The organism is Clostridium sp. MCC353 (genome assembly GCF_018785315.1).
In the GTDB taxonomy this organism is placed as follows: domain Bacteria; phylum Bacillota; class Clostridia; order Lachnospirales; family Lachnospiraceae; genus CHH4-2.
In genome coordinates, this window is the sequence record NZ_WQPN01000109.1 from 13,146 (window position 1) to 39,440 (window position 26,295).

General features: G+C 47.9%; 22 protein-coding genes. 11 read left to right on the forward strand and 11 right to left on the reverse strand.

The annotated features are described in order from the left end of the window. Nucleotide 1: 1 nt before the first annotated feature. Nucleotides 2-1,264 carry a 3-isopropylmalate dehydratase large subunit gene (locus tag GPL15_RS18345; protein WP_215700148.1) on the reverse strand — a complete coding sequence of 421 codons (1,263 nt, stop codon included), beginning with the start codon at nucleotides 1,262-1,264 and terminating at the stop codon, nucleotides 2-4. 493 nt (nucleotides 1,265-1,757) lie between these two features. Here GPL15_RS18345 and GPL15_RS18350 point away from each other — a divergent pair, with 493 nt between their 5' ends. The 7 genes from GPL15_RS18350 to GPL15_RS18380 all read left to right on the forward strand — a co-directional run bounded on the left by GPL15_RS18350 (nucleotide 1,758) and on the right by GPL15_RS18380 (nucleotide 9,585). Next, the gene (locus GPL15_RS18350) at nucleotides 1,758-2,417 is read left to right on the forward strand and encodes a GntR family transcriptional regulator (protein WP_215700149.1); all 660 of its coding nucleotides are present in this window, start codon (nucleotides 1,758-1,760) and stop codon (nucleotides 2,415-2,417) included. Between the two features lie 128 nt (nucleotides 2,418-2,545). Further along, nucleotides 2,546-3,469 (forward strand): LysR family transcriptional regulator, encoded by a 924-nt coding sequence (locus GPL15_RS18355; RefSeq protein WP_215700150.1) that lies wholly within the window; start codon nucleotides 2,546-2,548, stop codon nucleotides 3,467-3,469. 26 nt (nucleotides 3,470-3,495) lie between these two features. Then, nucleotides 3,496-4,392 carry a LysR family transcriptional regulator gene (locus tag GPL15_RS18360; protein ID WP_215700151.1) on the forward strand — a complete coding sequence of 299 codons (897 nt, stop codon included), beginning with the start codon at nucleotides 3,496-3,498 and terminating at the stop codon, nucleotides 4,390-4,392. Nucleotides 4,393-4,485: 93 nt separating this feature from the next. Continuing rightward, complete coding sequence (locus GPL15_RS18365) at nucleotides 4,486-5,166, forward strand: response regulator transcription factor (protein ID WP_215700152.1); 681 nt, start codon at nucleotides 4,486-4,488, stop codon at nucleotides 5,164-5,166. After that, on the forward strand, nucleotides 5,159-6,151 hold the full coding sequence (locus tag GPL15_RS18370) for a HAMP domain-containing sensor histidine kinase (RefSeq protein WP_215700153.1): 993 nt from the start codon (nucleotides 5,159-5,161) through the stop codon (nucleotides 6,149-6,151). Before GPL15_RS18365 ends, GPL15_RS18370 begins: the two co-directional genes overlap by 8 nt. 81 nt (nucleotides 6,152-6,232) lie before the next feature. Then, nucleotides 6,233-6,916 (forward strand): ABC transporter ATP-binding protein, encoded by a 684-nt coding sequence (locus tag GPL15_RS18375; RefSeq protein WP_215700154.1) that lies wholly within the window; start codon nucleotides 6,233-6,235, stop codon nucleotides 6,914-6,916. Further along, entirely contained in the window at nucleotides 6,913-9,585 is a 2,673-nt protein-coding gene (locus GPL15_RS18380) for an ABC transporter permease (protein ID WP_215700155.1), read from the forward strand. The genes GPL15_RS18375 and GPL15_RS18380 overlap by 4 nt, the downstream gene beginning before the upstream one ends. Before the next feature lie 227 nt (nucleotides 9,586-9,812). On the opposite strand, the gene GPL15_RS18385 is transcribed toward GPL15_RS18380, so the two are convergent. Next, the gene (locus GPL15_RS18385) at nucleotides 9,813-10,727 is read right to left on the reverse strand and encodes a tyrosine-protein phosphatase (protein ID WP_215700156.1); all 915 of its coding nucleotides are present in this window, start codon (nucleotides 10,725-10,727) and stop codon (nucleotides 9,813-9,815) included. 171 nt (nucleotides 10,728-10,898) lie between these two features. On the opposite strand from GPL15_RS18385, the gene GPL15_RS18390 reads away from it, so the two are divergent. Then, nucleotides 10,899-12,863: a right-handed parallel beta-helix repeat-containing protein gene (locus GPL15_RS18390; RefSeq protein ID WP_215700157.1), complete on the forward strand. Its 1,965-nt coding sequence runs from the start codon at nucleotides 10,899-10,901 to the stop codon at nucleotides 12,861-12,863. A 106-nt stretch (nucleotides 12,864-12,969) separates the two neighbouring features. On the opposite strand, the gene GPL15_RS18395 is transcribed toward GPL15_RS18390, so the two are convergent. Next, on the reverse strand, nucleotides 12,970-14,301 hold the full coding sequence (locus tag GPL15_RS18395; protein ID WP_215700158.1) for an amidohydrolase: 1,332 nt from the start codon (nucleotides 14,299-14,301) through the stop codon (nucleotides 12,970-12,972). Between the two features lie 110 nt (nucleotides 14,302-14,411). Beyond that, nucleotides 14,412-14,912, reverse strand: a complete 501-nt coding sequence (locus GPL15_RS18400) for a hypothetical protein (RefSeq protein ID WP_215700159.1) — start codon at nucleotides 14,910-14,912, stop codon at nucleotides 14,412-14,414. Nucleotides 14,913-15,144: 232 nt separating this feature from the next. Between GPL15_RS18400 and GPL15_RS18405 the strand changes: the two genes are divergently transcribed. From GPL15_RS18405 to GPL15_RS18415, 3 genes are all read left to right on the forward strand, one after another. Continuing rightward, a complete protein-coding gene (locus GPL15_RS18405) occupies nucleotides 15,145-16,293 on the forward strand; it encodes a GGDEF domain-containing protein (RefSeq protein WP_215700160.1) in 1,149 nt (382 codons plus the stop codon). Nucleotides 16,294-16,306: 13 nt separating this feature from the next. Continuing rightward, a complete protein-coding gene (locus GPL15_RS18410; RefSeq protein ID WP_215700161.1) occupies nucleotides 16,307-17,377 on the forward strand; it encodes a substrate-binding domain-containing protein in 1,071 nt (356 codons plus the stop codon). A gap of 210 nt (nucleotides 17,378-17,587) precedes the next feature. After that, nucleotides 17,588-19,582, forward strand: a complete 1,995-nt coding sequence (locus tag GPL15_RS18415) for a right-handed parallel beta-helix repeat-containing protein (protein WP_215700162.1) — start codon at nucleotides 17,588-17,590, stop codon at nucleotides 19,580-19,582. A gap of 106 nt (nucleotides 19,583-19,688) precedes the next feature. Here the strand turns inward: GPL15_RS18415 and GPL15_RS18420 are convergent, their stop codons facing one another. The 7 genes from GPL15_RS18420 to nikB all read right to left on the reverse strand — a co-directional run bounded on the left by GPL15_RS18420 (nucleotide 19,689) and on the right by nikB (nucleotide 26,265). After that, nucleotides 19,689-20,186 (reverse strand): hypothetical protein, encoded by a 498-nt coding sequence (locus tag GPL15_RS18420; RefSeq protein WP_215700163.1) that lies wholly within the window; start codon nucleotides 20,184-20,186, stop codon nucleotides 19,689-19,691. 91 nt (nucleotides 20,187-20,277) lie between these two features. Next, nucleotides 20,278-21,369 (reverse strand): CAP domain-containing protein, encoded by a 1,092-nt coding sequence (locus GPL15_RS18425; RefSeq protein WP_215700164.1) that lies wholly within the window; start codon nucleotides 21,367-21,369, stop codon nucleotides 20,278-20,280. 119 nt (nucleotides 21,370-21,488) lie between these two features. Then, nucleotides 21,489-22,178 (reverse strand): hypothetical protein, encoded by a 690-nt coding sequence (locus tag GPL15_RS18430; RefSeq protein ID WP_215700165.1) that lies wholly within the window; start codon nucleotides 22,176-22,178, stop codon nucleotides 21,489-21,491. A 283-nt stretch (nucleotides 22,179-22,461) separates the two neighbouring features. Further along, nucleotides 22,462-23,418 carry an ABC transporter ATP-binding protein gene (locus GPL15_RS18435; RefSeq protein ID WP_215700166.1) on the reverse strand — a complete coding sequence of 319 codons (957 nt, stop codon included), beginning with the start codon at nucleotides 23,416-23,418 and terminating at the stop codon, nucleotides 22,462-22,464. Beyond that, a complete protein-coding gene (locus GPL15_RS18440; protein ID WP_215700167.1) occupies nucleotides 23,415-24,422 on the reverse strand; it encodes an ABC transporter ATP-binding protein in 1,008 nt (335 codons plus the stop codon). The genes GPL15_RS18435 and GPL15_RS18440 overlap by 4 nt, the downstream gene beginning before the upstream one ends. Before the next feature lie 12 nt (nucleotides 24,423-24,434). Continuing rightward, nucleotides 24,435-25,322 (reverse strand): ABC transporter permease, encoded by an 888-nt coding sequence (locus tag GPL15_RS18445; RefSeq protein ID WP_215700168.1) that lies wholly within the window; start codon nucleotides 25,320-25,322, stop codon nucleotides 24,435-24,437. Next, nucleotides 25,315-26,265, reverse strand: a complete 951-nt coding sequence (gene nikB, locus GPL15_RS18450; protein ID WP_215700169.1) for a nickel ABC transporter permease — start codon at nucleotides 26,263-26,265, stop codon at nucleotides 25,315-25,317. The genes GPL15_RS18445 and nikB overlap by 8 nt, the downstream gene beginning before the upstream one ends. Nucleotides 26,266-26,295 lie beyond the last annotated feature (30 nt).

Below are 26,295 nucleotides of genomic sequence, written 5' to 3' on the forward strand. Positions count from 1 at the left end.
CTCACACATCCTTTCCAATCACGGTTCTCGGGTCGGTCAGCACGCCGGTCAGGGCCGATGCCGCCACAGTCATAGGTGACGCCAGATAAATTGACGCCTGATTACTTCCCATTCTGCCCGGGAAATTTCTGTTGGAAGCGGTCACGCAAACTTCTCCGGGGGCAAGAACTCCTTCATGGGCGCTGAGACATGGCCCGCATCCAGGAGTTGAAATAGCCGCACCGGCATCGATGCAATCCTGAAGATATCCTTTTTCTATACAGGTGCGCAGTACCTCGGTAGATGCCGGAATGATAATCAAGCGGACATCTCTGGCAATCTTCTTTCCTCTTAAAATCCCGGCAGCCGAAGCAATATCTTCTACACGGCCCCCTGTACATGCGCCTATGAAACATTGATCCACATGAACCGGCTCCACTTCTTCGATCGGTTTTACCTGGTCTACGCTGTGGGGAACCGCCACCTGAGGGGACATGCCGCTGATATCAAAATGATACTGTTCTGCATACTGATATCCTGGATCGGTTTCCTGTACTTCAAATTCTCTTACGGCACGTTTGGAAACGTAATCCATAACCTGTTGATTGGGCTGCATATAGGCGGTCTTCGCTCCCATCTCCACCGCCATATTGCAGATGGCCATGCGTCCGGCAACATCCAGCTGCTCTACATAAGTGCCGGTAAAGTCAATGGCTTTATAAACCGCGCCGTCCGCTTTCATTTCCCCTAATATATGGAGTATCACGTCTTTAGGCATAACGCCGTCCATAGGCGTTCCGTCAATTCTCACTTCAATAATTTCCGGTACGCGGAACCACAATTCCCCTGTAATCATGATGGTAGCCATATCCGTCGCCCCCACTCCTGTTCCAAGGGCTCCAAATGCCCCATGGGTTGTGGTGTGGGAATCGGTGGCAACCACAATAGACCCCGGGCAGATCAGGCCGCTTTCCGGCATAACCTGATGACACACTCCAGCATTGATATCAAAATGATAGGTGAGCCCCTGTTCCCTTACAAATTCCCTCATCTCTTTATGGTTGGATGCCGACTGGATGGTTGGCGCCGGAGCATAATGGTCAAATACAAATGCCAGCCGGTCCTTATCCCATACCCTTCTGCCTCCCATCTCCCTGAAAGAATAAATCGTTTGGAGATAAAGGTCATTAACTTCTGCAAAATCCACTTTTGCAGTTATAATTTCTCCTGTTTTCACTGACTTCTTTCCACTGTTTTTGGCCAGTATTTTTTCTATGGCGTGCAAGCTGTCTCCTCCTTCTTAATTTGTTCCGGCGGCCTGTTGTACTTCCTGCCTTATAACCGGAATCTGTTTACATTTGCATTATGTATTTCACATATCGTATATCGTATGCAATCTAAGCCATTTATAGCACATATTTAGAGTTATGTCAATTATTTTTAAAGTATATTTACATATTATTGGGGATTTACGGTATTTTAATTGTGCACTTTTTCGTTCTGCATACAATTGGAAACATTGACATTTAAATATTCCTTATGCTAATATTAAACCAGGTATCCGGACATGCCTTACCGTGGCTGCAGCATGTCTGAATATAACGGTTCAAACGTTCCATCTTCTTGACCGAAAATACCGGTCAAGAAGCATCGGATGTTCATCCGATGTGAAAAATGATAACGAAACCCGCTTACAAGCAAGCTTGACGCCGCTTTCGTTATCATTTTTCCCGCCGTCTGAACTGTTACATTTAAAATAATACATTTTGGGGGAACATATGGCTGCAAAACTTGAAACTGTCAATATACTGCCAACCCGTTACAGAATTGCTTCCATTATCAGAAAAGCAATCTTATCCGGTGAATATAAGGAAGGAGAAACTCTTTCCCTGACGATGACTGCGGAACAATTAGGGGTGAGCCGCACGCCGGTACGGGAAGCATTTCAAATGCTGGCTTCAGAAGAGCTGATCGAATTGCGCCTGAATAAAGAGGCGATCGTCAAGGGTATCAGCGTTGACATGATACGGGATCATTTTGACGTGCGCATTATATTAGAAGGGGAAGCTGTTTCCAGAGCGGCTTTATCCCGTATGGACGTGTCCGAACTGCTGCTGAGACAGACACGGATTGAGGAGAAAAAAGACGGATTTTCGCCGGAGGAATTCAGGGAGTATAACCAGCTCTTCCATACCTCTATCTGGAAGGCCGCCGGGAATAAAAAGATGTACTCCATGCTGACTTCTTTATGGAATGGGAGTTCCTTTGGGAAGACCGTTACAGAACAGGAGCACAACAGGATCTCTGTCGATGAACACAGGGCTATTTTGGATGATATTATAAAGGGAGATCCTTATATGGCCCGGAAAGATATGGAAAATCATTTAAACAGGAGTATGAAGAATATTATTGACAGTTATAATCTGGAATTGACGTAAAATTTAACATGAAGGGTGAAGGCATTTTTCAAAATGCCTTCGGGGTTGACATTAAAGCGTGAAGGCATTTTCGAAAATGCCTTCACGCTTCATGTAACACGCTTCATGAAAAAAAGAAAGGAACTCCATTGGACATCAAATACCTCAACTACATTCTGGCAATCGACCGTTACAAAAGCATAACCAGAGCCGCAAAGGCCCTGTCCATCTCCCAGCCCACATTAAGCCAGTATCTCTCCAAACTGGAAGAGGAATTGGGCGCCGCCCTCTTTCTGAGGCATGACGGGGAACTGTATCCCACGCCTTCCGGCAGGATCTATCTGGCCGCCTGCCGTGATATTCAGGCCATGGAGCAGAACTTTAAGCGGGAAGCCGCTCTCCTTATCCATTCTGAGCATATTCGGCTGGTCGCTTCCATATCATGGGCATTAAAACTTCTGTGCCACATCCTTCCCATTTTTAAAAAGGAATTCCCCGAATGTACGTTGGAATTCTCTGAGGAGACCCAGACACAGATTAAAAAAATGATGGAGGAAGGAAAGGCTGATATCGCTCTTATGGCGGCCACCTCTTTAAATGGGATGCCGGGCTGCAATCAGATCCTGGGGGAAGAGGAAATACTGTTTGCGGTCCATGGGGATCATCCCTTCTGCCGCCTTCCAAACCCTGAACGTCAGATCACACCTGAGGATATCGGCCGGTATTTCGCGGAAGATCATTTCATACTGGCCGCGGAGAATTCCAATGTCCGCAGGATTGAAGAACAGCTGTTCCGGCAGATCAATTTCTTTCCCGCTTCCACATGCAGGATCAAACACATGCACCATGCCGCGGCCATGGTATCGAAAGCGTTTGGCGTCACCATGCTCCCGGCCAGCTGTGCCCTGCCAAGCCCGGCCATCCGGTATTACCGGCTCAATCCCCGGGCCTGCCGGATCAACTTCATCTCCCGCCAGGCCTGCCGCCCTCTCACACCGGGGGAAGAGATGATAATCTCCCTGATACAGGAATATTATCCCATGTTCCAGCCGCCCCTCTCTAACCTATTGTAAAATCCAGGCCAAATGAGGTAATATTTATGGACACCAGATATTTAGAATATATTGCAGAAATTGATAAGCAGAGAAATATCACAAATGCCGCCAAAACCCTGTACGTCTCCCAGTCTTCCCTGAGCCAGTATTTAAGCAAGCTGGAAAAGGAACTGGGAGCCCCTCTTTTTACCAGAGGACAATCCGAACTCATCCCCACTCCCCTGGGTGAAATGTACATCTCATACGCGAAAAAGGCTTTGGAATTAAAAAAATCCGCATACAAGAGCATCCGGCAGGCATCACAGATACAGCTCATAACCATAGGAAGCTCTTCTGCAAAAACTTTACAGAAATTATATTCTGTTTTACCGGAATTCCGGAGACATTTTCCCCATACGGAAGTAGAAATCCTGGATTCCAACTTATCCAATATTGAAAAATCCGTCATGGACGGCAGTTTTGACCTGGCGTTGGTTACAACCTGCGCTGTCCGGAATTTTCCCGGGCTCAGCGAAGCGCTGGAAAATGAAGAGGTGGTTTTTGTCCTCCCTTCCGCCCATCCATGCCGCGGCCTCTATCCGCCCGGGGAAAAATTAACTGCCTCCCAAGCGGCACGGATTCTGGAAAAGGGGGACTTTATCCTTCAGAAACCCGGAAACTGCATCCGCTATTTAGTGGATGACTTCTTTAAAGAGCTGCCAAACATCCCCTCTGCCGGCTTCAGCCTGAATCAGGCCGATATGATACGCAGCCTGATTTCCGGCGGCATAGGCGCCGCCTTTCTTCCAATTAAGCATGTTATCCACAGAGACCTGGATTATTACTCACTTTCTCCACAGTTGTACCGGATGACAGCTCTGATCCGGAGGAAAAACCTGGAGCTGACCGACGCCCATGTCTTTTTAATGGATTTGATCCGCAAGGAAACAAACACAGAGTAAAACCGGGGACATTTTTTCATAATCCGGTAAGACAGATGCAGTAACTTAAATACAGCAGCTTAAATGCAGCAGCTTAAAAGGACGGTATATGAAATGAAACGTATTTTTTTGGTTGAAGACGATAAAACGATCGCAAAAAATCTCATACTCCTGCTGCGCTCAGAGGGATTTTCCATCACCCACGCCTTCACTCAGGCAGAAGCCCTGGCTGCGCTTGACGGGAATAAATTCGACCTGGCTTTAATCGACATTTCCCTGCCCGACGGAAACGGTTTTACGGTCTGTACGGAAATCAAAGAAACCCGGGACATTCCCGTCATCTTTCTGACCGCTTCCGGGGATGAAGCCAGCGTTGTGACAGGGCTGAACCTGGGCGGGGACGACTATATCACCAAACCATTCCGCCCCCGGGAACTGATTGCCCGGATCGGGGCCGCGCTTCGAAAAAGCGGACGGCAGGGGACGGTGTTCAAAATACAGGGCCTCCGTGTGGATACGTCAGGCGGCATAGTGACAAAAAATGACCGTGAAGTATTCCTTTCCGCGTTAGAATACCGGCTGCTGCTGGTATTTATCAACAATCCTAAAATTATCATCACACGGAGCAGGCTGCTGGATGAATTGTGGGACGCTGCCGGGGAATTTGTCAATGACAATACCCTGACCGTTTACATCAAACGCCTGCGGGAGAAGATAGAAGACGATCCTGCAAGCCCGCGGATCATTCTGACCGTCCGCGGAACCGGGTACAGATTGGGGGACGGATATGTTTAGGAACCGGGAATTCAGGCATTTTTCCATTTTGTACCTTTTTATGGCCGCAGTGTCCGTAACCCTGGGGTTTGCGCTTGGAAATGGGGCCGGTGTCCTGGCCCTCCTCTCTTCCGCTGCCTTTGGAGCTGCATTTTTTATATTTACCAAAACCAGGTACAAGAACATTGCCCAAATTTCAAGCCAAATCGATCTGGTGCTTCATGATGCGGAGCGCCTGTATATCAACCAATTGGACGAGGGCGAGCTTTCTATTTTGAACAGCGAAATAACAAAAATGACGCTGCGAATCCGGGAACAGAATGAGGCGCTGAAAAGGGAAAAATGTCATCTTGCCGATTCTCTGGCGGACATCGCCCACCAGCTCAGAACCCCGCTCACATCGGCAAACCTGATTCTGTCACTGCTGGCAGACGAAACCGACGCAGACAGGCGGAAGACATTTGTGCGGGAGCTGGAGGAACTGCTGGTAAAAATGGACTGGCTGATCACTTCCCTGCTTAAAATATCCCGGCTGGACGCGGGCATTGCACTATTCCAAAATGAAAAGACCGATGTCAATGCCATAATCCATGCCGCGGTCCGCCCGCTCCTGATCCCCATGGAGCTGCACGGGATTGATTTACAAATTGATGCGCCCAAGGGGATTTTCATCCAGGGCGATTCTGCCTGGCTTTCCGAGGCGGTTCAGAATATCCTGAAAAACTGTATGGAAAGCGCGGGGGAAAATGGAAAAATTGAGATCACCTGCGCCGATACCCCCCTCTTCACCCAGATTTCCATCCACGACAGCGGGCCCGGCTTTTTAAAGGAAGAGGACTTGGCCTGCCTGTTTGACAGATTCTACCGGGGTAAAAATGCAAATACCGCAGGATACGGGATCGGCCTGGCTCTCTGTAAAATGATCATAACAAGGCAGGGCGGCGCCGTTACCGCTAAGAACCATGCCCAGGGCGGCGCGCTTTTTGTCATTCATTTTCCAAAGTGACGGATCTCTCACTTGGATGTCACCGGGATGTAAGTTAAAGGTTCTATTATATGGGTAAGCTATAAAAAGGAGGCTCACATAATGGAGTTTTTAAAAATAGAAAATCTATGCAAGGTTTACGGCAAAGGGGAAAACCAGGTTACTGCCCTTGACCATGTATCCCTGACCATTGAAAAAGGGGAGTTTACCGCCATCACCGGCCCCTCCGGCTCGGGTAAATCCACATTGCTCCACATCATTGGCGGCGTGGACATGCCGTCGGGCGGAAAGGTTTATTTGGACGGACAGGACGTTTATGCCGCAGACAATGAGAAACTGGCCATTTTCCGCAGGCGGCAGGTGGGGCTGATCTACCAGTTCCACAACCTGATTCCCACCCTGAATGTGGTGGAAAATATCACCCTGCCCATTTTGATGGACAAACGGAAGGTCAATGAAGAGCGGCTGAATGAACTTTTGGACCTGCTGGGGCTGAAGGAGCGCAGAACCCATCTGCCTAACCAGCTTTCCGGCGGACAGCAGCAGCGGGTTTCCATCGGCCGCGCTTTGATGAACGCCCCTGCTGTCATGCTGGCCGACGAACCCACAGGCAGCCTGGACAGCCGCAACGGACGGGAAATCATCAATCTGCTCAAATTGAGCCATGAAAAATACCGCCAGACCCTGATCATTGTCACCCATGACGAGAATATCGCTCTGCAGGCGGACCGCATTATCGGCATTTCGGACGGCAAAGTGGTGAAGGATGAGAGGGTGAGGCCATGAACATTTTTCATAAAGTCACCCTTCAAAGCATGAAAAAGAGCCGCACAAGAACAATTGTGACAATTATCGGAGTCATCCTTTCCGCCGCCATGATCACAGCGGTTGCCACCTTCGCCGTTTCCCTGCAGAAATTCCTGGTAAATGGCGCGGTTATAAAATACGGCACCTGGCATGTGGGGTTTCTGGATGTGGATCCCATTTTTGTACAGGAACGGCTGCGGGATAAAGAAGCGGCGGAGACGGCAATATTAGAAAATATCGGCTACGCAGAGCTTAAAGGAGGGGAAAACCCTGAGAAACCTTATCTCTTTATCGCCGGATTCGGGAGGGAAACATTTGACCATCTGCCCATAAAACTGCTTTCCGGCAGACTTCCTGAAAACAGCGGCGAAATTCTCGTTCCTGCCCACTTAGAGGCAAACGGCGGCGTTAATTTTTCAGTGGGGGACACCCTTACACTGGATGTTGGAAACCGGATGGATGCCAGCGGCGGCCTGGGACAGCATGATCCTTATCTCTCGGGAAACCGGCCGGGAGAAAACGGTGAACGGTTTGTGCCTAAAGAGCAGAAAAAATACACGGTTGTGGGCATCTGCCAAAGACCTTCATTTGAAGAATTTACTGCCCCGGGGTATACCTTGATAACAACAGCGGACACCACCAGGAAAATGGAAAGTTTCAATATTTATGTCACCCTGGATCACCCGGGACAGGTCCGTGCTTACGCTGCCGCCAAGGCTGGAAACTATGCTTATATTTTAAATGATGATGTGCTGCGTTTTATGGGCCTTTCTGATGATAAGCTGTTTAACGCGCTTCTGTTTTCAGTTGCCGGAATCTTGGTCGCACTGGTCATGCTGGGTTCCATTTTTTTGATCTATAACTCGTTCAACATCTCTCTGAATGAGCGCATTCGCCAGTTTGGAATCCTCTCCTCGGTGGGCGCAACCAAACATCAGCTCAGGAATTCTGTGTTATTCGAGGGATTCTGCATCGGTTTGATCGGCATACCGGTTGGAATTCTCATCGGAATCCCCAGCATTGACCTGGTCATTTCCATGGTATCTAAAAATTTCAGAAACATTTTTTATGATACCGTACCTTTGACCCTTACGGTTTCCCTGCCCATTATTGCCGGGGCGGCCGCAGTCAGCATGATTACGATCCTGATTTCCGCCTATCTCCCGGCCAGGAAAGCGGCCGGAACTCCCGTAATGGAATGCATCCGCCAGACCAATGAGATCAAAGTCGATTGCAAAGCGGTGAAAACTTCTAAATTAACGGAGCGCATCTGGGGTTTGGAGGGAACTCTCGCATTAAAAAACTTTAAACGGAATAAAAAGCGTTACCGGAGTGTCGTATTATCACTGTCTTTCAGCATGGCGCTGTTTGTTTCGTCAAATGCATTCGGGCTTCATCTGAAGCAGGCGGCGGAACAGGCGGCAATGGAAACTGATTATGATATCTGTTTCTATACCCAGGATATGGACGAAGATGAGCTGTTTTGCCTTTATGATAAGCTGAAACATGCATCCGGTGTCTATGACAGTTCCTACCAAGCCGTATTAACGTGTCCGATTACCGTTAATACAAGGGATTTTTCAGACGCTTACCGGGAAACAGCAGGCGGCGGCCTGGCAGACGCTCCCCTTGACCTTCCCATCGATCTGCCTACCGGCATGTCCATTGACCTGTCCATCGATCTGCCCATCGACATCCAGTTCATTGAAGACAGCATTTACCAGCATTACGTGGAAGACCTTGGCTTATCTCCACAAGAGTACACCGGTGAAAATGCTAAATTGCCGGCGGCCGCCAAAGTCAAACAAAAGGATACCGGGAAAAACGGCCGTACCGTCCTGATCGATATGTTCGCAGACCGTACCATGACTTTTCAGCTCCCGTCCGGCACATCTGACACATATGGCACATCTGGCGGATCAAAAACGGATACGGACCTGAATTTGAACATAACCTTTGTAGACTCCATCCCGGTTGACACGCTTCCCAAACGGCCTTCCGAAGTGACGCCCTACGTCTTCACAGCAGTCGCCCCCTACCAGTCAAAAGGGATGTATGAACAGAAATTTGAATCGTCCGGAGCTGTCATCCGCACCAAACTGGGTCTGACCTTCCGGTCGGAGAATCCATCCCAAACATTGGCGGAAATGGAGGCCATCATTCAAAGTGAAGGGATTGCCTCCGGCTATACCTTGGACAATGTTTATGGAATGCTGGAGCAGAACCGTAATATCTCATTTGTGGTGGATCTGTTCACCTATGTTTTTGTCATTATGATTTCACTGATCGCCACTGCCAATGTGTTCAACACCATTTCCACAAATATCAAGCTGCGCCGTCGGGAGCTGGCCATGCTCCGCTCCATAGGGATGTCCGACCGGGGCTTCAACAAGATGATGAGATTTGAGTGCGCATTTTACGGTATGAGAACCTTGTTGTCCGGGCTTCCGGCATCTTGTTTCCTCTCTTGGCTGATCTATAAAGGGATGGTCATCGGCGGGGCTGAAATCAGCTTCCTATTACCGTGGCAGAGTATCCTGATCAGTATATCGGGCGTATTTTTTGTGATATTCATAACCATGCTGTATGCGGTCAGCAGGATAAAAAAGGAAAATATCATTGAGGCGCTCAGGGATGATATGACTTGATGTGAAATTGGGATTTAGGGGAGAAAGTTACGCAGAAAAGCGGGAGGAGGGGGCGGTCAGATGGCCGGATTTTTGGAAGGGGCCAGGCCGAGGGGCATCCGTCGGGGATGAAAACCGGCTTCCGCTCCGCCCGGCGTCACACCTCCAAGCAGGCCTCCGCCCTCGTCCGTCCCCATTCCCTGGATTCATGGCGTTACTTTTGCTAATCAACTAAATAAAGATTCCCTCTAACAATATTTTGCCTTCAGCCTATCTCTTTTTTCGCGTCCAAATCCCAATTCATTTTCCATGTAGGTATCCATATCCCCAAACCGCTCTTCAATCGTCTTAAATGCTGCCTGGATATAGGATTCGTGAACCTGGCACAGGGTTTCTGCGCATTTTTCCAGATCTGGATCGGAAGTTCTGGAACGAACCAGAGCGACCATTCCTTCTGTCTCTTTTTGAAGGAAACCGTTGGATGCGGTAAAATCACGGATTATATTGGCCCGGTCCACGTCCATGGCGGTTAATAAAAATGCTGTAGCCATACCGGCCCGGTCTTTGCCAGCGCTGCAATGCCATAAGACCGCTCCCGGCTCAGCTTCCAAAACGAGATTTAAAAATGTACCGTAGTGTTTAACGGCCTGTTCATTCAGCACTAAGTTTTCATAAAGGTGGTTGATATAAATTTCCGGGTGCCCGTTTAGGGATTTGGCATGTTTTAGGAATCCTTCCAACATGTCCACCCCTTCGCCGTCTTCATTTTCATGGGTGAAACCGGCTGTTTCCTCATTTAAAATGGGATTGAAAATATTCTTTACCCCTGGGATCACCGGATCCGGTTTTTCATCCGCTTCTATGCCGGTGCGCAGGTCAATCACGGTGCGGACGCCATATTCTCCAAATAAAATCTCTTTGTCATTTTCGCTCATTCCGGCCAGGGCGCCGCTTCGGATCAGGCATTTGGGGCGGATGATTCTGCCGTCTGCTGTGGTGTATCCGGCCAGATCTCTTGTATTTTGCAAACTTTCTAATTTGATTCGTTCTGCCACTTCTTTTAAACCTTCCTCTCTTCCTTTCATATCGAATTCCAGACCGGTCAAAATGACGCGGGGCCGGAATTTTATATCGATTTTTATGATATAAAACCATTCTATCACAACTGTTCCCAATTTACACCTGTTTCATTTTGTTACACATATCTCCCTTAACTGGTAAAATATACAAAATAACAATAAAAATTTGGTATATCCCACGCTGTTAAACCCTGCCTGGCCAATGTAAAATGTAAAGGTAGCGGACAACACGAACTATAGCAGGAGGTTTTATCTATGGCAAATCATTTTCATGTTTCACCCAATGGATGCGATACTTACTCAGGTACGGAAACACGGCCTTTCAAAACAATTCAAAAAGCAGCCGGTCTGGCAATGGCAGGGGATACTATTACGGTTCATGAAGGCATTTACCGGGAATACGTGAATCCCATAAACGGAGGAACCGGAGAAAATGAAAGGATCACCTATGAGGCCGCTCCGGGAGAAAAGGTTGTGATCTCAGGCGGAGAGGTGATCACGGATTGGAATAAAGTAGAAGGCAGCGTTTATAAAACTGTGATTCCCAATTCATTTTTCGGGGATTTTAACCCTTATAAAGAGGTGGTGTGGGGAGACTGGTTTAAGAGTTTGGAACGCATTTTCCATTTGGGCGAAGTTTATATTGATGGAAAATCCTTATTTGAAGCGGCTTCCTTAGACGGCGTTATGAATCCGGTGCCATTTTCAGAGGCAAGAGAACCGGAATGGTCTTTACACTCCTGGTACAGCGAAGTGGACGATGAAAATACTACTATTTATGCTAACTTCGGGGAATTTGATCCTTCTGAACATACAATTGAAATCAATGTAAGAAAATTCTGTTTCTGGCCTGAGAAGACCGGGGTTAATTACATTACCGTGCGAGGCTTCCACCTCACCATGGCAGCTCCCAACTGGGCTCCGCCTACGGCGCTTCAGGAGGGGCTAATCGGGCCGCATTGGAGCAAGGGATGGATCATCGAATACAATGAGATCAGCAATGCGAAAAACTCCGGCATCAGCCTTGGAAAAGAAATAGCTACCGGGCACAATGAATGGGTTTTAGTGGGGACCAAACAGGGAACCCAGAGGGAACGGGATGTCATCATGAACGCCTTACATATGGGATGGAGCAAGGAAACCATCGGCTCCCACATCGTCCGGAATAATGTGATCCATGATTGTGAACAGACGGGAATATGCGGACATTTGGGAGAAGTGTTCAGCCAGATTTATAACAATCACATTTATAATATTCACCATAAAAGGATGTTCAACGGTGCTGAAGTCGGCGGAATCAAACTTCACGCATCTTTAGACTGCCAGATCCGCAACAATCACATCCACAACTGTGACCGCGGCCTTTGGATGGACTGGCAGACCCAGGGAACCCGTATTTCAGGCAATCTTTTGTACGATAATGATACGGAAGATTTATTTGTGGAAGTGAGCCACGGGCCTTATGTGGTGGACAACAACATCATGCTTTCCATGAAAAATGTAAGAGACCTGTCACAGGGCGGCGCTTATGTCAATAACCTGTTTGCCGGATTTATCTCCTGGGCCAGAGTTACCAACCGTTTCACCCCTTACCACTATGCGCACGAAACAGGAGTACACGGATTTATGACGATTATCGGCGGCGACGACCGGTATTACAATAACATTTTCACCGGAACCCAGCCGGAAAATGTGGAAAAGGAAAAGAACATCGATACTTCGAGCTGGCTCCATGCGGATGCCAACCTTTTAGAAGACGGAAGCGTTCCCAAAGGGCTGGCTCTCTACAACGAATGCCCTACGGATGAGGAAAACTGGTTTGAAAAACTGCATACGGTGGATGAATTTGCGGATGCCAGACTTCCTATGCACTGCGGATCAAATCTCTATTTTAACGACGCAGAACCATACCGCAAAGAACCTGGCACATTAGTGTTCCCGGACGAAAAACCGGTGGTTAAGATCAGTGAGGAAGAGGACGGGGTTTATCTGGAATTTGATTTCGGAAACAGGCTGTCCCAGGTAGAAACCGTGACAATCACCACCGATTTCCTCGGCATCGCATTCGAACCGGAACTTCCTTATGAGAGACCGGACGGAACGCCGCTCTGCATTGAAAGTGATTTCTTCGGAAATGTGCGGCCGGCCGGCAAGATGACGGTTGGACCGTTTGAAGGACTGTGTGACGGGGCGCAGAAAATTAAAGTTGCGAAACGCTGAAGGGAAAACTTTACCTAAAAAAGTAATATCAAATGTAAAATGACGAAGGGGCTGAGGCACTAAAATAGTGCTCCAGCCCCTGTTTAAAGCCCTGTCTTCATCCATTTCAAGTCCTTTGTATTTCCTTTTCCTCCCTCACCATCTTACTATCCATAAACGCAATATACTCCTCTTTCGTAAACTTAGGCTTATACCCGTCCTTCACCTTTTTCGCCGCAGCAGCCCCGTCTTTCAGCAGTTTATACGCTGTCAATGCAAATATCTTAGCCGTAACCACATAAGCCAGTTCCTCATCATAAATCTCATATGTATTGGTATGGGCTCCGCCCCTGGCCCCGCCTGTATTGAAGGTGAGAACCGGCTGGATGTGCTCCACATCCCCCACATCCGTGGAACCGCCGCTGTGGCTGCGGGGATCGGCTTTTTTAACCGCCCAGTCCGGGGACGCTAAAAGGGCGGCTTCGTACATGGACGGATTCGCTTCACTGCCCAAGGTAGGGAGGTATCCCGGCATGGTTTCTATCACATACCCGGCTCCCAAAGCATCCGCTCCCGCCTTAAACGCTCTCGTGGTCTTAAAATAGGCGTCTTCCATGGCCTCCACATTTTTGGCTCTGATCAAAGTCTCGATGACCACTTCATTTGGAATCACGTTAACCAGGTTTCCGCCTTTTGTTATGATGGGGTGAACCCGGACTGAATCTTCGTCCCGGAATGTTTCACGCTGGTATGCGAGGGCGGTCAGTCCAATGGAGGCCGCATTTAAGGCATTTATCCCCTTTTCAGGCGCGCTTGCGGCATGGGCCTCCCTGCCCAGGTAACGGACAACCTGGGAGACGAACCCCGTATTGGTCCCGCTTCCCACGGTAACTTCGTCATTTTCCTGGGTGTGGTGTACAATGCTCATATCCACATCGTCAAATGCCCCAATTCTTATCAGTTCGCTTTTTCCGCCTCCATATACAATCTTCCCCTCCGCCTTCAGTTGGTTCTTAAACTCGATTTCCCCATACTCCTCTGAAGGGACCGCGAAGAAAATGACCTGCCCGTCCATGCTTTTGGCAACACTGTCGTCACAAAGCGCCAGCAGCGCTCCCATAATACCGGCCATCTGGGCATGATGGCCGCAGCAGTGGGCCGCTTCCGTATCAGGGTTGGCATGGGCATGGGTTGGAATCCTCAACGCATCCAGTTCACCGATGAGGGCCAGGGAGAAATGATCCTTTTTCTCTTCATTCAAATAGCCTTTCACTCCGGTAACAGCCAGGCCTTTCTCGTATCTCAGCCCGTGATCCCGCAAAACCTTTTCAAACTTAGCCGCCGTTTCAAACTCCTTATACCCCAGTTCCGCATGATCATAGATATCTCTGGCAAATCCTATGATCTCCTCCCTTTTGCTGTCAATGATTTCAAGTATCCTCTTCTCTGTTTCATCCATCTGGACAACCCCTCCTTCTCCTTATCAGCAGACTGCTTACCGGCAGCCGCGTTACAGCAGCGGAATGCTGCTTGAAAAACCATAAAAATGCTGCCGCCCCCGGCGAATACCTAATACCCTAATCCCTTTATGAAATCCTGCAGCTCTTCTTTATCCTCCGCCTTGGAATGGACGAAAAGCACTGTGTTTTCAACTCTGGCAACAGCAGCGAAGATCCCATCGCTGGTCTGCTCATATTTAGAATAATTTCCCAGGTTTACATTGACATGGCTGGATACGGCCCCTTTGTACTCTTCGGTGATTAAACTTTCACTCTTGTTATATAGCTTGACTGCTCCCTCCACATCAGGGCATTCACTGAAGGTTATCACAAAATCCTGATCTTCATTCTCCTGATAAGCCACTCCGTATTTTCCAAATCCCTCTGGCATCATGTCTGTTTCTTCCTCAAATATATATCCCTGTTCCTCCGCATATACGGAAAACTGTTCAAATGCAGCCGGCGTTTTCTTATGAGTAACCAGCTTACCCACCAATAAAGCCACGATTACCACCAGAATAACAACAGATGCGATTATGCCGCCTATTAAAAATTTAAAGCTCTTTTTCATCCGAATCCTCCATGGAATTTTTATTTTAGTCCATTTATCAGTTTATCATCTTTAATAACTTTCATCAAGCCGGAAAAGGGGCCGACAGAGGGGGCTGAAAGCCCGGAAGAGGACGGCGGACTGCAGCGGAAGCTATGACCGTATTCCTGTTTATTTATTGACCTTTCCTTCGTTCCATTATATGATACCTATATAACTCTAATATTTTTGCGATCAGTTAAAGGATTTTCTCATGAAAAAAAACTATTGGAAACGCGTGGACCTTCAGGTGTCTATATTTACAGCCGTGATCGTTGCCGTTTTAACCTTTACCAGCTTCATTTTACAATATAATATAACATACAGGGATACTTTAAAGAGCTTAAATGACCAGGTTGAATCCATCTACGCCTATATCGCTCCGTATCTGGACGCCGATACATTCAGCAATATCTCGGCCCGGGATGATTTTAACAGCGAGGATTATGCACAGGCCCATGATGTTTTCCGCCGCGTTAAGGAAGTCACCGGAGTCATGTATCTGTATACGGCCAAGGAGAATGAACAGGGGGAATTTATCTATGTGATCGACGGCTTAGATCCCGATAATCCCAGTTTCCGCTATCCGGGAGATCCCATCGAAAGCGAAATCTACCCGGATATGAAAAGAGCTCTTGGAGGGGAAAAGGTTCTGCCTGATAAAATTAAGGACACGGAATGGGGCAAGATTTTCATCACCTATCTTCCCATTTACGATCAAAACCAGGTAATCGGCGTGATCGGCATCGAATTCGAGGCAGAACACCAATATATGACTTACCGCAATTTAAGGCTTCTCCTGCCCTGGTTCATATTACTGTTTGGCCTAATCGCCTGCCTGATATCCAGAGCCCTGTTCCGCCATATATCCAATCCGTTTTATCATGATATGGCCAATACCGATTATCTGACCCAGCTAAAAAACAGGAATGCCTACCAAACCGATATGGATAACATCACAGCCATGAAGCTGGAAAAAGAGATGGGGGTTATTTCCATTGATCTGAACAGCTTAAAAAAGGTCAACGACACCTACGGACATGAAAAAGGGGATCAGTATATCACCTGCATTTCCAGGGCTTACCAGAACCTGGATACGAAAAAAGCGGTTATGTACCGGATCGGCGGGGATGAATTTGTGATTTTGGTCCCTCAGGCGGATAAACAGAAAATAGAGGCGCTGATGGACGCATTAGAACGGGAATTCAACAAACTGATTTTCTCCCCGGAGCTGACGTTTTCATGGGGATATGCTATTTATGACCAACAGGAAGACAATAATCTGCACAGCACTTACCGCAAAGCGGACAAGCAGATGTATTCCAAAAAGCAGATTTATTACTCAGACATAGAAAAACAGTAGGGAGGGGGATCCAATGGCAACAATCAAACAGATCGCCGAACTGGCCGGAGTATCCAGAAGAACCGTGGACCGGGTGATCAATAACAGAGGCGCCGTAAAACCGGAGACAGCCGAAAAGATCAGCCAAATCATACGCGAACTGGATTACCAGCCCAATGAAGCAGGAAAGGCCCTGGCCGCCAGAAAACGGAAACTGAAAATCGGCTTTTGCTCCACCACAGGAAAAAAGGCCCCCATTTATGGTGAAATCCGCAAGGGGGCCCTTGAAAAAGCGGAGGATCTGAAGAAATTTGGGGTTCAGGTAGAATTTTATACCTTTGACCGGGACCACCCTCTCAGCGAAGAGGAGCTGGAAAGGCTCTCCCAGTCTTTCGACTGTGATGCTTTAGCGGTCGCCCCCGGCAATACCCCCGGCGTCGTGAAAATGATTCAAAAAGCGGTGTCCATGCAGATTCCAATCCTGTTCTTTAATGTGGATGACCCTTCCTGCAAACGGTGCTGTTATGTGGGAAGCGATTATAAAAAGGCGGGGCGTTTGGCCGCCGGCCTGGCCGCGCTGCTCTGCAATGACTGTGGCCGGGTGGTGATCTTCACCAACCAGGCTTCCAATCCGTTCAGCTACGAAGAACGGGTGAAGGGATTTCAGCAGGAGATCGAAGAGCGTTATCCCAACATCCGGATCGCAGGGACCTATCTCCTGAAAGACGATATGCCGGATCATTATGATACGGTAAATGAGGCCTTTCGCAGTCATCCCGATATGAATATCATTTATCTGGTAAATCCGGGGGACTACAGCGTCTGCCATGCCATTTCCAAAGCCATGGGAACCGGAAAGGTCCGCATCATCACCAACGACCTGGTGGATCCCATGAAACCCATGCTGGAAAATGGCCTGGTATCCGCCACCATATCCCAGGATTCCAAAAACCAGGGCCGTCTGGCACTGGAGATTTTATTCAACAAGCTGGCCCTTGGCAAAGAGCCGGAAAAGGACATTTACTACACTGATTTAAATATCTATATTGCGCAGAGCCTGTCCCCGGAATTATATAACGGTTCAGACATCCAATGTGAAAATTGATAGAGAAAGTCCCATTAAAGCTGCCTGCGGCGAGGGGCTGGATGCCTGCAGCCGCTGTGTTTTCGTACGGTCCGCGCAGTAAATGCGCAGACCTGTCTGTTACGAATTATTACCAAAAAATATTGTTTTAACTGAAATATTATTGACATCTTTGTATAGATATGTTAGTTTTAAAGAAAAATGCGCTCGAGCGCAATAAGGAGGAGACATATGGTTTACTATGTAGCATATGATGCGGCACGCGGCGGAGACGGAACAAAAGAGAAGCCATTTAAGCAGATCAGCGAGGCTGCACAGATCGCAGCAGCCGGAGACGAAGTCATCGTAGCGCCAGGTATTTACCGGGAATATGTAAATCCAATCAACGGCGGTGAAGAGGGAAAACCTATCGTTTACCGTTCCGAAGTGATCGGAGGGGCCATCATTTCAGGTGCGGAACCGGTTAAAAATTGGGAGCACTATAAGGACAACGTATGGGTTGCCCGCATTCCAAACGGGATTTTCGGTTCTTACAACCCTTATACCACAGAGATTGGGGGAGACTGGTATTACAGCAGCATCGTTCTGCACACCGGCGAGGTTTATTTAAACGGCAAGTCCATGTATGAGACAGATTCCCTTGACTCTGTGCTGGACCCTCAGGTCTATATGCCTTCATGGGATCATGAATTTTCCGTTTACCAGTGGTACAGCTGCCAGGAAGATGATACCACCCTTATTTACGCAAACTTCCAGGGCAATAACCCCAATGAAAACAATGTGGAAATCAATGTGCGCAGAAACTGCTTCTATCCTGAAAAAACCGGCGTCAACTATATCACCCTCTCCGGTTTCGTGGTAAAACAGGCTGCGACCACATGGGCTCCGCCTACAGCTTATCAGGAAGGCATGATCGGGCCACACTGGAGCAAAGGCTGGATCATTGAAGACTGTGAAGTTTCTGATTCCAAGTGCTGCGGCATTTCCCTGGGAAAATATCTGCAGCCTAATAATGAGAACAAATGGACCCTGAAACGTCTGAAACACGGAACCCAGACCGAACGTGACGCCATCTGCCAGGCCCAGATCGAAGGCTGGACAAAAGAGAATATCGGTTCCCATATCGTGCGCAGATGCCATATCCACGACTGTGAACAGACCGGAATTGTGGGACATTTAGGCTGTGTCTTCTCCATCATTGAAGACAACCATATCCATGACATCAACACAAAACAGCAGTTAACGGGCGCTGAGATCGGCGGAATCAAGCTCCACGCGGCAATCGACGTTATTTTCCGCAGAAACCACATCCATCACTGTACAAGAGGCATTTGGGTTGACTGGCAGGCACAGGGAACCCGTATCACCCAGAACCTGTTCCACGACAATATGCCGCCGGAAGATGCGGAGCTGACAACCAAGCTGTCTTTAGGGGAAGATTTATTTATAGAAGTGAGCCACGGCCCTACCCTTGTTGACAACAACCTGTTTTTATCCGCTTATGCAGGACGTCTTGCTACCCAGGGCGTTGCCTATGTACATAACCTGATCTGCGGGCCATTTACAAGTGTAGGCGGCGGAACCGACAACGGCAGCCCGGCTACCGGACCGAGATATACGCCGTATCACGTTCCTCACAGAACGGAAGTGGCCGGATTTATGACTTTCTTACACGGCGATAACCGGTTCTACAACAACATATTCATCCAGAACCCGATTCCGAAAGCTTATACGGATTTCATCGAAGCAAATAACATCGAATTGGTAGGCACCGTAACAGGAACCGCAGAATTCAACGGCTATCCTACCTGGGATGAATACGAAGCCCTGTTCAAGAAGGAAAATGACAAGGGAGCTGTGGAAGACAGAAGCAAATACTATACAAAACTTCCTGTTTATACAGGAGGAAATGTATTCTTTAACGGTGCAAAGCCATGTGATAAAGAGGTTAATTATGCCGAAGTTACCGGACAGGATGTGTACGTGAAATTAGCGGAAAAAGACGGCGCATATTATCTGGATACCAACCTCTATGACTGCATGCCGGAGCTTGCCACTCCTTTCATTTCAACCGAAGTTTTGGGCGAAGCATTTGAACCGGAACAGAAATTTGAGAATCCGGACGGAAGCCCGATCTTCTTTGACAGGGATTACTGGGGCGAGAAACGAAGCGTAAATCCTACGCCGGGACCGTTTGAGAAAGAATTGGGAAAATCTTTAATTTAATAGCTGAATAGACACAGCGCCGGGAATCCCGGCGCTGTATTCACTTAACACATGTTTTTTCACAGTTTTTAACTGGATGATTGTAAAAATGGAATGTTTCTTGCTGTTATTGAATCCAGACTCCATCCGCCCCTACCTGATAACCATCCGGCGTTACCGTATCATGAAGCATATACCCGTCCGATCCAAAATAATAAAATCTGCCTTTTATCTCTTTCCATTGATTCACCGGATAGGTTCCGTCGCCGTTATCATACCACCAGCCCGCACTGTCCTGCTTCCACGCCGCGGATGACACATTTGTACCGCCCTGTTTTAGTTTAAAAAAATATCCCATGTAATCATCTGCATAGTTTGTCGTATTAACAGCATTTATCATTGCCACATAAGTTTTGGAATAGACTGAACCGTCGGCCTTATCTTTTGCAAGCTGTTCCGGATTGATCACAGGATAATGTTTTCCGCCCAGAATCCCTTCATTCATCAGCATCGTCCCCTGCATGCTGGATTCCCATGATCCTAAACTCACAAAATTACTGCCATCCAGATATCCCCAATAGACTACCGGGTTTCCTGCCATTCCTGAACTTTGGGCTTCATCCATTGCAAGCGTAGTATTTTCACCAAATATCCGGATAACGCTTGCGCGGGGTAACAGTTCAGACCTGTCTGAACTATTACCCCGCGCCATTTCATCAATCCGTAAACATCTGCACCCAATAATAAGTCCCATTAATATAAGCGCATCCAACTCCCATCCGTCCAAATGAAGTTTTTAGTATGTTCTTTTTATGTCCTGACGAGTTCATCCAGGAATCCATGACGGATTCCGGTGATCTCTGCCCATAGGCTATATTCTCACCGCAGCTTGAATAGGAAATGCCCTCATCCTTTAAAATAGTAAAGCAGGAAGTTCCGTCCGGGCGGGTATGGCTGTAATCTTCCTGGATTTCGTTGGCCCGCTCCTGGGCGCAGTATGCCAGTTCCTCATCCCATTCCAAAGATTCCTTGTCGTTCTTTCTCCTCTCTCTGTTTACAATCTCAAACACCTCATAGGCGTAACTGCTTTCGTCCGCTTCAAATGCCTCGTTTTCATCCCGGCCAATATAGTCATCATAATAATCATCGTTGTCATAATAGCTTGAATTATCATAATACCATGAATTATCGTAATAGTCTGAGATATCGTCATCATCATCGTCGTCATCGTCGGAATCCCGGTAATTCCCTGTGAACCAGTCAAATTCATCGATTTCATCCGCAATAATGCCTTTTTCCTTTATGATGTACCGTATATCATCCATGGTAAATGACTCCAGCTGCAGGGAGCCGTCGTCATTAAAATAATACTGATCCCCGTTGATGTGCTGGAAACCTTTCACCATACTGCCGTTTTCATCAAAATAATAGCGTTTATTCTCAATCGTCTTCCAATCGGAAGTTATGTATTTGTTTCCCGTATAATACTTCCACACGCCGTTCACGTCATTCCAGCCCTTTACCGGGGTATACTGCTGTGTTTGGACCACCCCGCCAATGATCCAGGCTCCGCTGGCATCCACTTCATAGCCGTCCGGGGTTTTTGTATTCATCAGACAGTATCCTTCCGGGGTAAAATAGTAACACCTGCCATCGATCCAATGCCATCCGTCTTTTGCATAGTTCCCATCAGCATTCACAAACCACCAGTTTCCCTGATCCTGTCTCCATTCAGCAAACGCATTGCTGGAAAATAACAATGTCAAACACAAAGATAATCCCGCTATTCGGCCAATCCTCTTTCTCATATCCGTCTTGTTCCTCTTTTCGCCATTTTAATCTGTTTTAACCTTTTTAAATCTGTTTAAATTCTTATATATAACATAACTGCGGTCTTTGACTATAACAGTTTATGTTCCCCTGTCCCCTATCTGTTCAGATATGCTTCCACCGCTGCGATCAGATTATCCGATTTTTCGCCGTCTTTATCTAAATAGCTCTTTCCGCTCATGTATTCCGCAATCCTCTTCAATGCCTTCTGAGAATCATATTTCAGCATCTCGTACATGGAGTTTTCGCGGCCAGCCATTACTCCGGTAGAATATTTGATCCCCTCTTCCCTGTTAATTGTCAAACCACTGGTATCAAACCCCATGGCTTCCAGATAATCAAAAACTGCCTGTTCTCTATAAAAAAAGCTCATCTCTTCAGCATCATATAAGGCTTTTTTGGCGTCTTCCGCAGAAATCGTTTCCTTCTCCTCTTCCTTTTGTCCAGCCCCACTTCTGTCCTTCTCCGCCTCTTTTGCAGCTAAGTTTTTCTGCTGTATCGCTCCATTCTCCACCCATGCGCCGTCCTTATCCACCTGATAGCCGTCGGGAGTTACCGCATCCGTTAACAGATATCCGTTGGTGTCAAAATAGTAACAGTAAGCCAGACCGGAAGAAGGGTCCTGAACAATCCATTCCCAGCCGTCTGCCGGATAGGAACCATCGTCCCTCTGGTACCACCGGCCGCTGTCATCCTGTTTCCACTCGTCCGCATAAGATATCATGCTTCCTGCCGCAATTAACCCAACCGCTGCGCCAACTGCCAGCAATGCCTTAAACTTTTTCATGTCCTTTCGCTCCTTTTCCCATAGATTCATTTTTCGTATTTTTACAATTAACTGATAATTGGATTATATCAAAATTCGGAGAATATTACATCTATTTCTGATAAAATGCTTCATTCTTATGCCCATTAACCCAAAATGGCACTTTTTCCGGCATTTCATCTGATCTGTTATCTTTAAATAATACCAAAAAAAATAGCTGCCAATCCAAACAATTGACAGCTAATTCCCATTATTCTGATTCCTCCGTCAGACTGAAATGCCTGTTCACGGTGAAATCCCATTTCTACAATCCGCCCGCCTTCCAGCAGGCCACAAAATGCCCCTTGCCGACTTCCCTAAGCCCCGGGCATTCTCTCCTGCACTCATCACCGGCGCAGGCACACCGTTTTACAAAACGGCACTCATCCGGCGGATCGATGGGGGACGATATTTCGCCCTTTAAAATAATCCGTTCTTTTCTCCTGCCGATCTCCGGAACAGGAATCGCTGAAAGCAGAGCTTTCGTATAAGGATGTACCGGATTGGCAAACAACTCCTCTGCCGGAGCTTTCTCCACCAGCTGCCCCAGATACATCACCGCAATATCATCCGCAAAATAATTGACAACCGAAAGATCGTGGGTGATAAAAATATAGGTCAGATCCATCTTTTTCTGCAGTTTTTTCAAAAGATTCAGAATCTGGGCCTGAATTGATACATCCAATGCGGAAACCGGCTCGTCACAGACGATGAACTGGGGTTCCATGGCCAGGGCCCTGGCGATCCCCACACGCTGACGCCGCCCGCCATCCAGTTCATGAGGATAGGTATTGATCAGACGCTCTGCCAGCCCCACCGTTTCCATCAGTTCCAGCACGCGTTTTTCCAGCTCATTTTTATCTTTGATAATTTTGTACTCGATGATGGGTTCGCTGATAATCTGGTTCACCGTCTTTCTGGGGTCCAAAGAGGAAAATGGATCCTGAAAGATCATCTGCATCTCTTTGCGCATCTTGTGAAGCTGGGATTTCCTCAGCTTGGCGATATCCGTCCCGTTAAACAGAATCTGCCCCGATGTGGGTTCCAAAAGCCGTAGAACCACCCTTCCTGTGGTGGATTTTCCGCAGCCCGATTCCCCTACGATTCCAAGCGTCTTCCCTTTTTCAATGGTCAGCGAAATATCGTCAACCGCATGAAGAACACCTCTGGGGGTTTTAAAATATTTTTTCAGATTGCGGACTTCTAAAATAGGAGTACTCATGAATGTTTCCTCCTTTCTATTACAAAATCAGGATTTTCATAAGCCAGGCACGCGACTCTGTGGCCGCCCCCCACATCCTTCAGCCGTGGAACGGATTTGCTGCACTCCTCAGACGCATATGGACATCTGGGCGCAAAAGCGCAGCCCGGCGGCAGGTCGGTGGGATCCGGCATCAGCCCCGGAATCGGCCGCAGTTCCTCTGTCCTTCTGTTGATATTGGGCAGGGAATTGAATAAACCTTCCGTGTAAGGGTGCATCGTCTCGTTATAGACAGCCTCCAAAGGCCCTTCTTCCACAATTCTGCCTGCGTACATGACCGCAACCTGGTCGCAGATTTCCGCTACGATGCCCAGATCGTGGGTGATCATCATAACAGAGGTGTTGTATTTCCGGATCAAATCTTTCATCAGCTCCAGAACCTGGGCCTGTATGGTCACATCCAAAGCGGTTGTAGGCTCGTCGGCGATCAGCAGCTTAGGGTTGCACGCCAGGGCAATGGCGATAACCACCCTCTGTTTCATTCCGCCGGAAAACTGATGGGGATATTCCACGGAACGGTAAGCCGGGATACCCACTAATTCCAGCATTTCCTGGGCTTTATCATAGGCTTCCTGCTTCGTCAGGTTTTCATGGAGTTCGATGCTCTCAGCAATCTGCTCTCCCACTGTGTAAACCGGGTTCAAACTGGTCATGGGATCCTGAAAGATCATGGATACGTCTTTTCCCCTCACCTTTTCCAGTTCAGCCGGCGTCAGTTTCATGATATCGTGATCCGCGATCAGGATCTTCCCGCTCTTTATCACTCCCGGCGGATCCGGAACCAGGCGCAGGGCAGATAAAGCCGTGGTGGTTTTTCCCGCTCCGGTTTCCCCCACCAGGCCCAGTATTTTGCCCTTGCCCAATTTGATATCAACCCCATTTACGGCACAGACCGTCTCTTCTTCCAGCACATAATGGATGACCAGATTTTCAATATCCAGCACTAAATCCTTGGTATTTTCCATCTCCTATCCTCCTTATCGTTTCAGTTTCGGATCTAATGCGTCACGAAGCCCGTCTCCCAAAAGGTTCAAAGACAAGACCGTAATCATGATCGCAAGACCCGGGAACAGGGTGAGGTAGCTGTAGCCCCTGATAAACTTTCTTCCCGCAGACAGCATACTGCCCCATTCCGGATTTGGAGACGGCACCCCTAATCCCAAGAAGCTTAAACTGGAAGCCGATATGATGGCTGAAGCCACACGAAGCGTGGTCTGGACAATAATCGGCGACAGGCAGTTGGGCAGTACATGGCACCAGATGATTTTAAACTCATTCAGCCCTATGGACCGGGAGGCTTCTATGTATTCCTGGTTTCGTACCGTGAGCACTGCCGCCCTGGTAATTCGGACAAACTGCGGTACGCTGGTGATTCCCACTGCCAGCATCAGGTTCAATGTGCTCTGTCCCAGCGCCGACACGATGGCGATTGCCATCAATATGCTGGGAACCGCCGCCAGCATATCGCTGGCCCTCATGATGACTTCTTCAATCTTACCGCCGAAAAACCCGGCCACAGACCCTAAAGTCACGCCGAAAACCAAGGCAATGATTACCGCAACCACGCCTACGGAAAGGGAATATCTGGTTCCGTATAAAAGACGGCTCATAACATCCCGGCCCACGTCATCCGTACCCATGGGATGGGCGAAGCTGGGATGCTGGAGACGCTGGGATATATTCTGTCCGATTACGTCGGTTTCATAGTCCAAAAATACCCCGGAAAAAACAGCGATCAGCACAATCATGATGACCAGAAAAAGTCCCAGCATGGCGCCTTTGTTTTTACGTATTCTGCGCCAAATCTCAGCTCCCTGGCTTCGTTTTTTATATTGCTTGGAAACAAGTATCATGTTTTCATCCATGGGACTTTCCTCCCTTCACAGCATACTGGGCCTTGATTCTCGGATCCACCACCGCGTAAAGCAAATCAACACACAGCAGAATGAGGCTGATGGTAATGGTTTTCATAATGATGCATCCTGTAACCATTGGAATATCCCTGGAATTGACCGAATCCAGGATCAGCCGCCCCACTCCGGGCCATGCAAATACGGTTTCCGTTATGATCGCTCCGCCAAGGCAGGACGCAAGCTGGGTTCCGATAACGGTGATGATGGGAATCAAAGCATTTTTTAATGCATGTTTATGGATCACTCTCTTTTCCGGAACCCCTTTGGACCTGGCGGTCCTCAGATAATCCTGGCGGATCACATCCAGCATGGAAGAGCGGGTGGTACGGGTTAACATAGCCGTTAACCCGGTACCCACTGTAATGGCAGGAAGTATGATATGGGCTATTGTACCGTAGCCCCCGGAAGGAAGAAGTCCCAGTTTTAGTGAAAATAATATAATGAGCAGCAGCCCCAGCCAGAAGTTGGGCATTGATAAACCTAACAGCGCCACCACCATGGTCACATTATCCTTCCACGTCCCCTGGTGGACCGCAGAAATAATCCCCAGCGGAATTGATATGACCACCGAAACCAGGATGGAGGCAAAGGCCAGGATCAGTGTATTGGGCAATCGTTTCATATAGCTTTCAAATACAGGTTCGCCGGTAATATATGAAGTTCCCAGATCGCCGTGCAGCATGCCTGACATATATTCCGCGTACCTGACTATGATCGGCTTATTAAATCCATATTCCTCACGTAATTCCTCTATTTCCTCTACGGTTGCGTCCTCAGACGCAATCTGGCTGATAATATCTCCAGGAGCTAAATCGATTACAAAATAGACCAGAAAAGAGATACCTATGATAACCGGAATCAACATGAGCAGACGCTTAATCACATAACGATACATCGTAAGCTCCTTTCATACTTCCTCTTAACT

Excerpts from the sequence above, each read along its gene's own strand:
- GPL15_RS18350 (WP_215700149.1), top strand. The coding sequence starts at position 1,758 with ATGGCTGCAAAACTTGAAACTGTCAATATACTGCCAACCCGTTACAGA.
- GPL15_RS18360 (WP_215700151.1), top strand. The coding sequence starts at position 3,496 with ATGGACACCAGATATTTAGAATATATTGCAGAAATTGATAAGCAGAGA.
- GPL15_RS18365 (WP_215700152.1), top strand. The coding sequence starts at position 4,486 with ATGAAACGTATTTTTTTGGTTGAAGACGATAAAACGATCGCAAAAAAT.
- GPL15_RS18370 (WP_215700153.1), top strand. The coding sequence starts at position 5,159 with ATGTTTAGGAACCGGGAATTCAGGCATTTTTCCATTTTGTACCTTTTT.
- GPL15_RS18375 (WP_215700154.1), top strand. The coding sequence starts at position 6,233 with ATGGAGTTTTTAAAAATAGAAAATCTATGCAAGGTTTACGGCAAAGGG.
- GPL15_RS18380 (WP_215700155.1), top strand. The coding sequence starts at position 6,913 with ATGAACATTTTTCATAAAGTCACCCTTCAAAGCATGAAAAAGAGCCGC.
- GPL15_RS18390 (WP_215700157.1), top strand. The coding sequence starts at position 10,899 with ATGGCAAATCATTTTCATGTTTCACCCAATGGATGCGATACTTACTCA.
- GPL15_RS18395 (WP_215700158.1), bottom strand. The coding sequence starts at position 14,301 with ATGGATGAAACAGAGAAGAGGATACTTGAAATCATTGACAGCAAAAGG.
- GPL15_RS18400 (WP_215700159.1), bottom strand. The coding sequence starts at position 14,912 with ATGAAAAAGAGCTTTAAATTTTTAATAGGCGGCATAATCGCATCTGTT.
- GPL15_RS18405 (WP_215700160.1), top strand. The coding sequence starts at position 15,145 with ATGAAAAAAAACTATTGGAAACGCGTGGACCTTCAGGTGTCTATATTT.
- GPL15_RS18410 (WP_215700161.1), top strand. The coding sequence starts at position 16,307 with ATGGCAACAATCAAACAGATCGCCGAACTGGCCGGAGTATCCAGAAGA.
- GPL15_RS18415 (WP_215700162.1), top strand. The coding sequence starts at position 17,588 with ATGGTTTACTATGTAGCATATGATGCGGCACGCGGCGGAGACGGAACA.
- GPL15_RS18420 (WP_215700163.1), bottom strand. The coding sequence starts at position 20,186 with ATGGATGAAGCCCAAAGTTCAGGAATGGCAGGAAACCCGGTAGTCTAT.
- GPL15_RS18425 (WP_215700164.1), bottom strand. The coding sequence starts at position 21,369 with ATGAGAAAGAGGATTGGCCGAATAGCGGGATTATCTTTGTGTTTGACA.
- GPL15_RS18430 (WP_215700165.1), bottom strand. The coding sequence starts at position 22,178 with ATGAAAAAGTTTAAGGCATTGCTGGCAGTTGGCGCAGCGGTTGGGTTA.
- GPL15_RS18435 (WP_215700166.1), bottom strand. The coding sequence starts at position 23,418 with ATGAGTACTCCTATTTTAGAAGTCCGCAATCTGAAAAAATATTTTAAA.
- GPL15_RS18440 (WP_215700167.1), bottom strand. The coding sequence starts at position 24,422 with ATGGAAAATACCAAGGATTTAGTGCTGGATATTGAAAATCTGGTCATC.
- GPL15_RS18445 (WP_215700168.1), bottom strand. The coding sequence starts at position 25,322 with ATGGATGAAAACATGATACTTGTTTCCAAGCAATATAAAAAACGAAGC.
- nikB (WP_215700169.1), bottom strand. The coding sequence starts at position 26,265 with ATGTATCGTTATGTGATTAAGCGTCTGCTCATGTTGATTCCGGTTATC.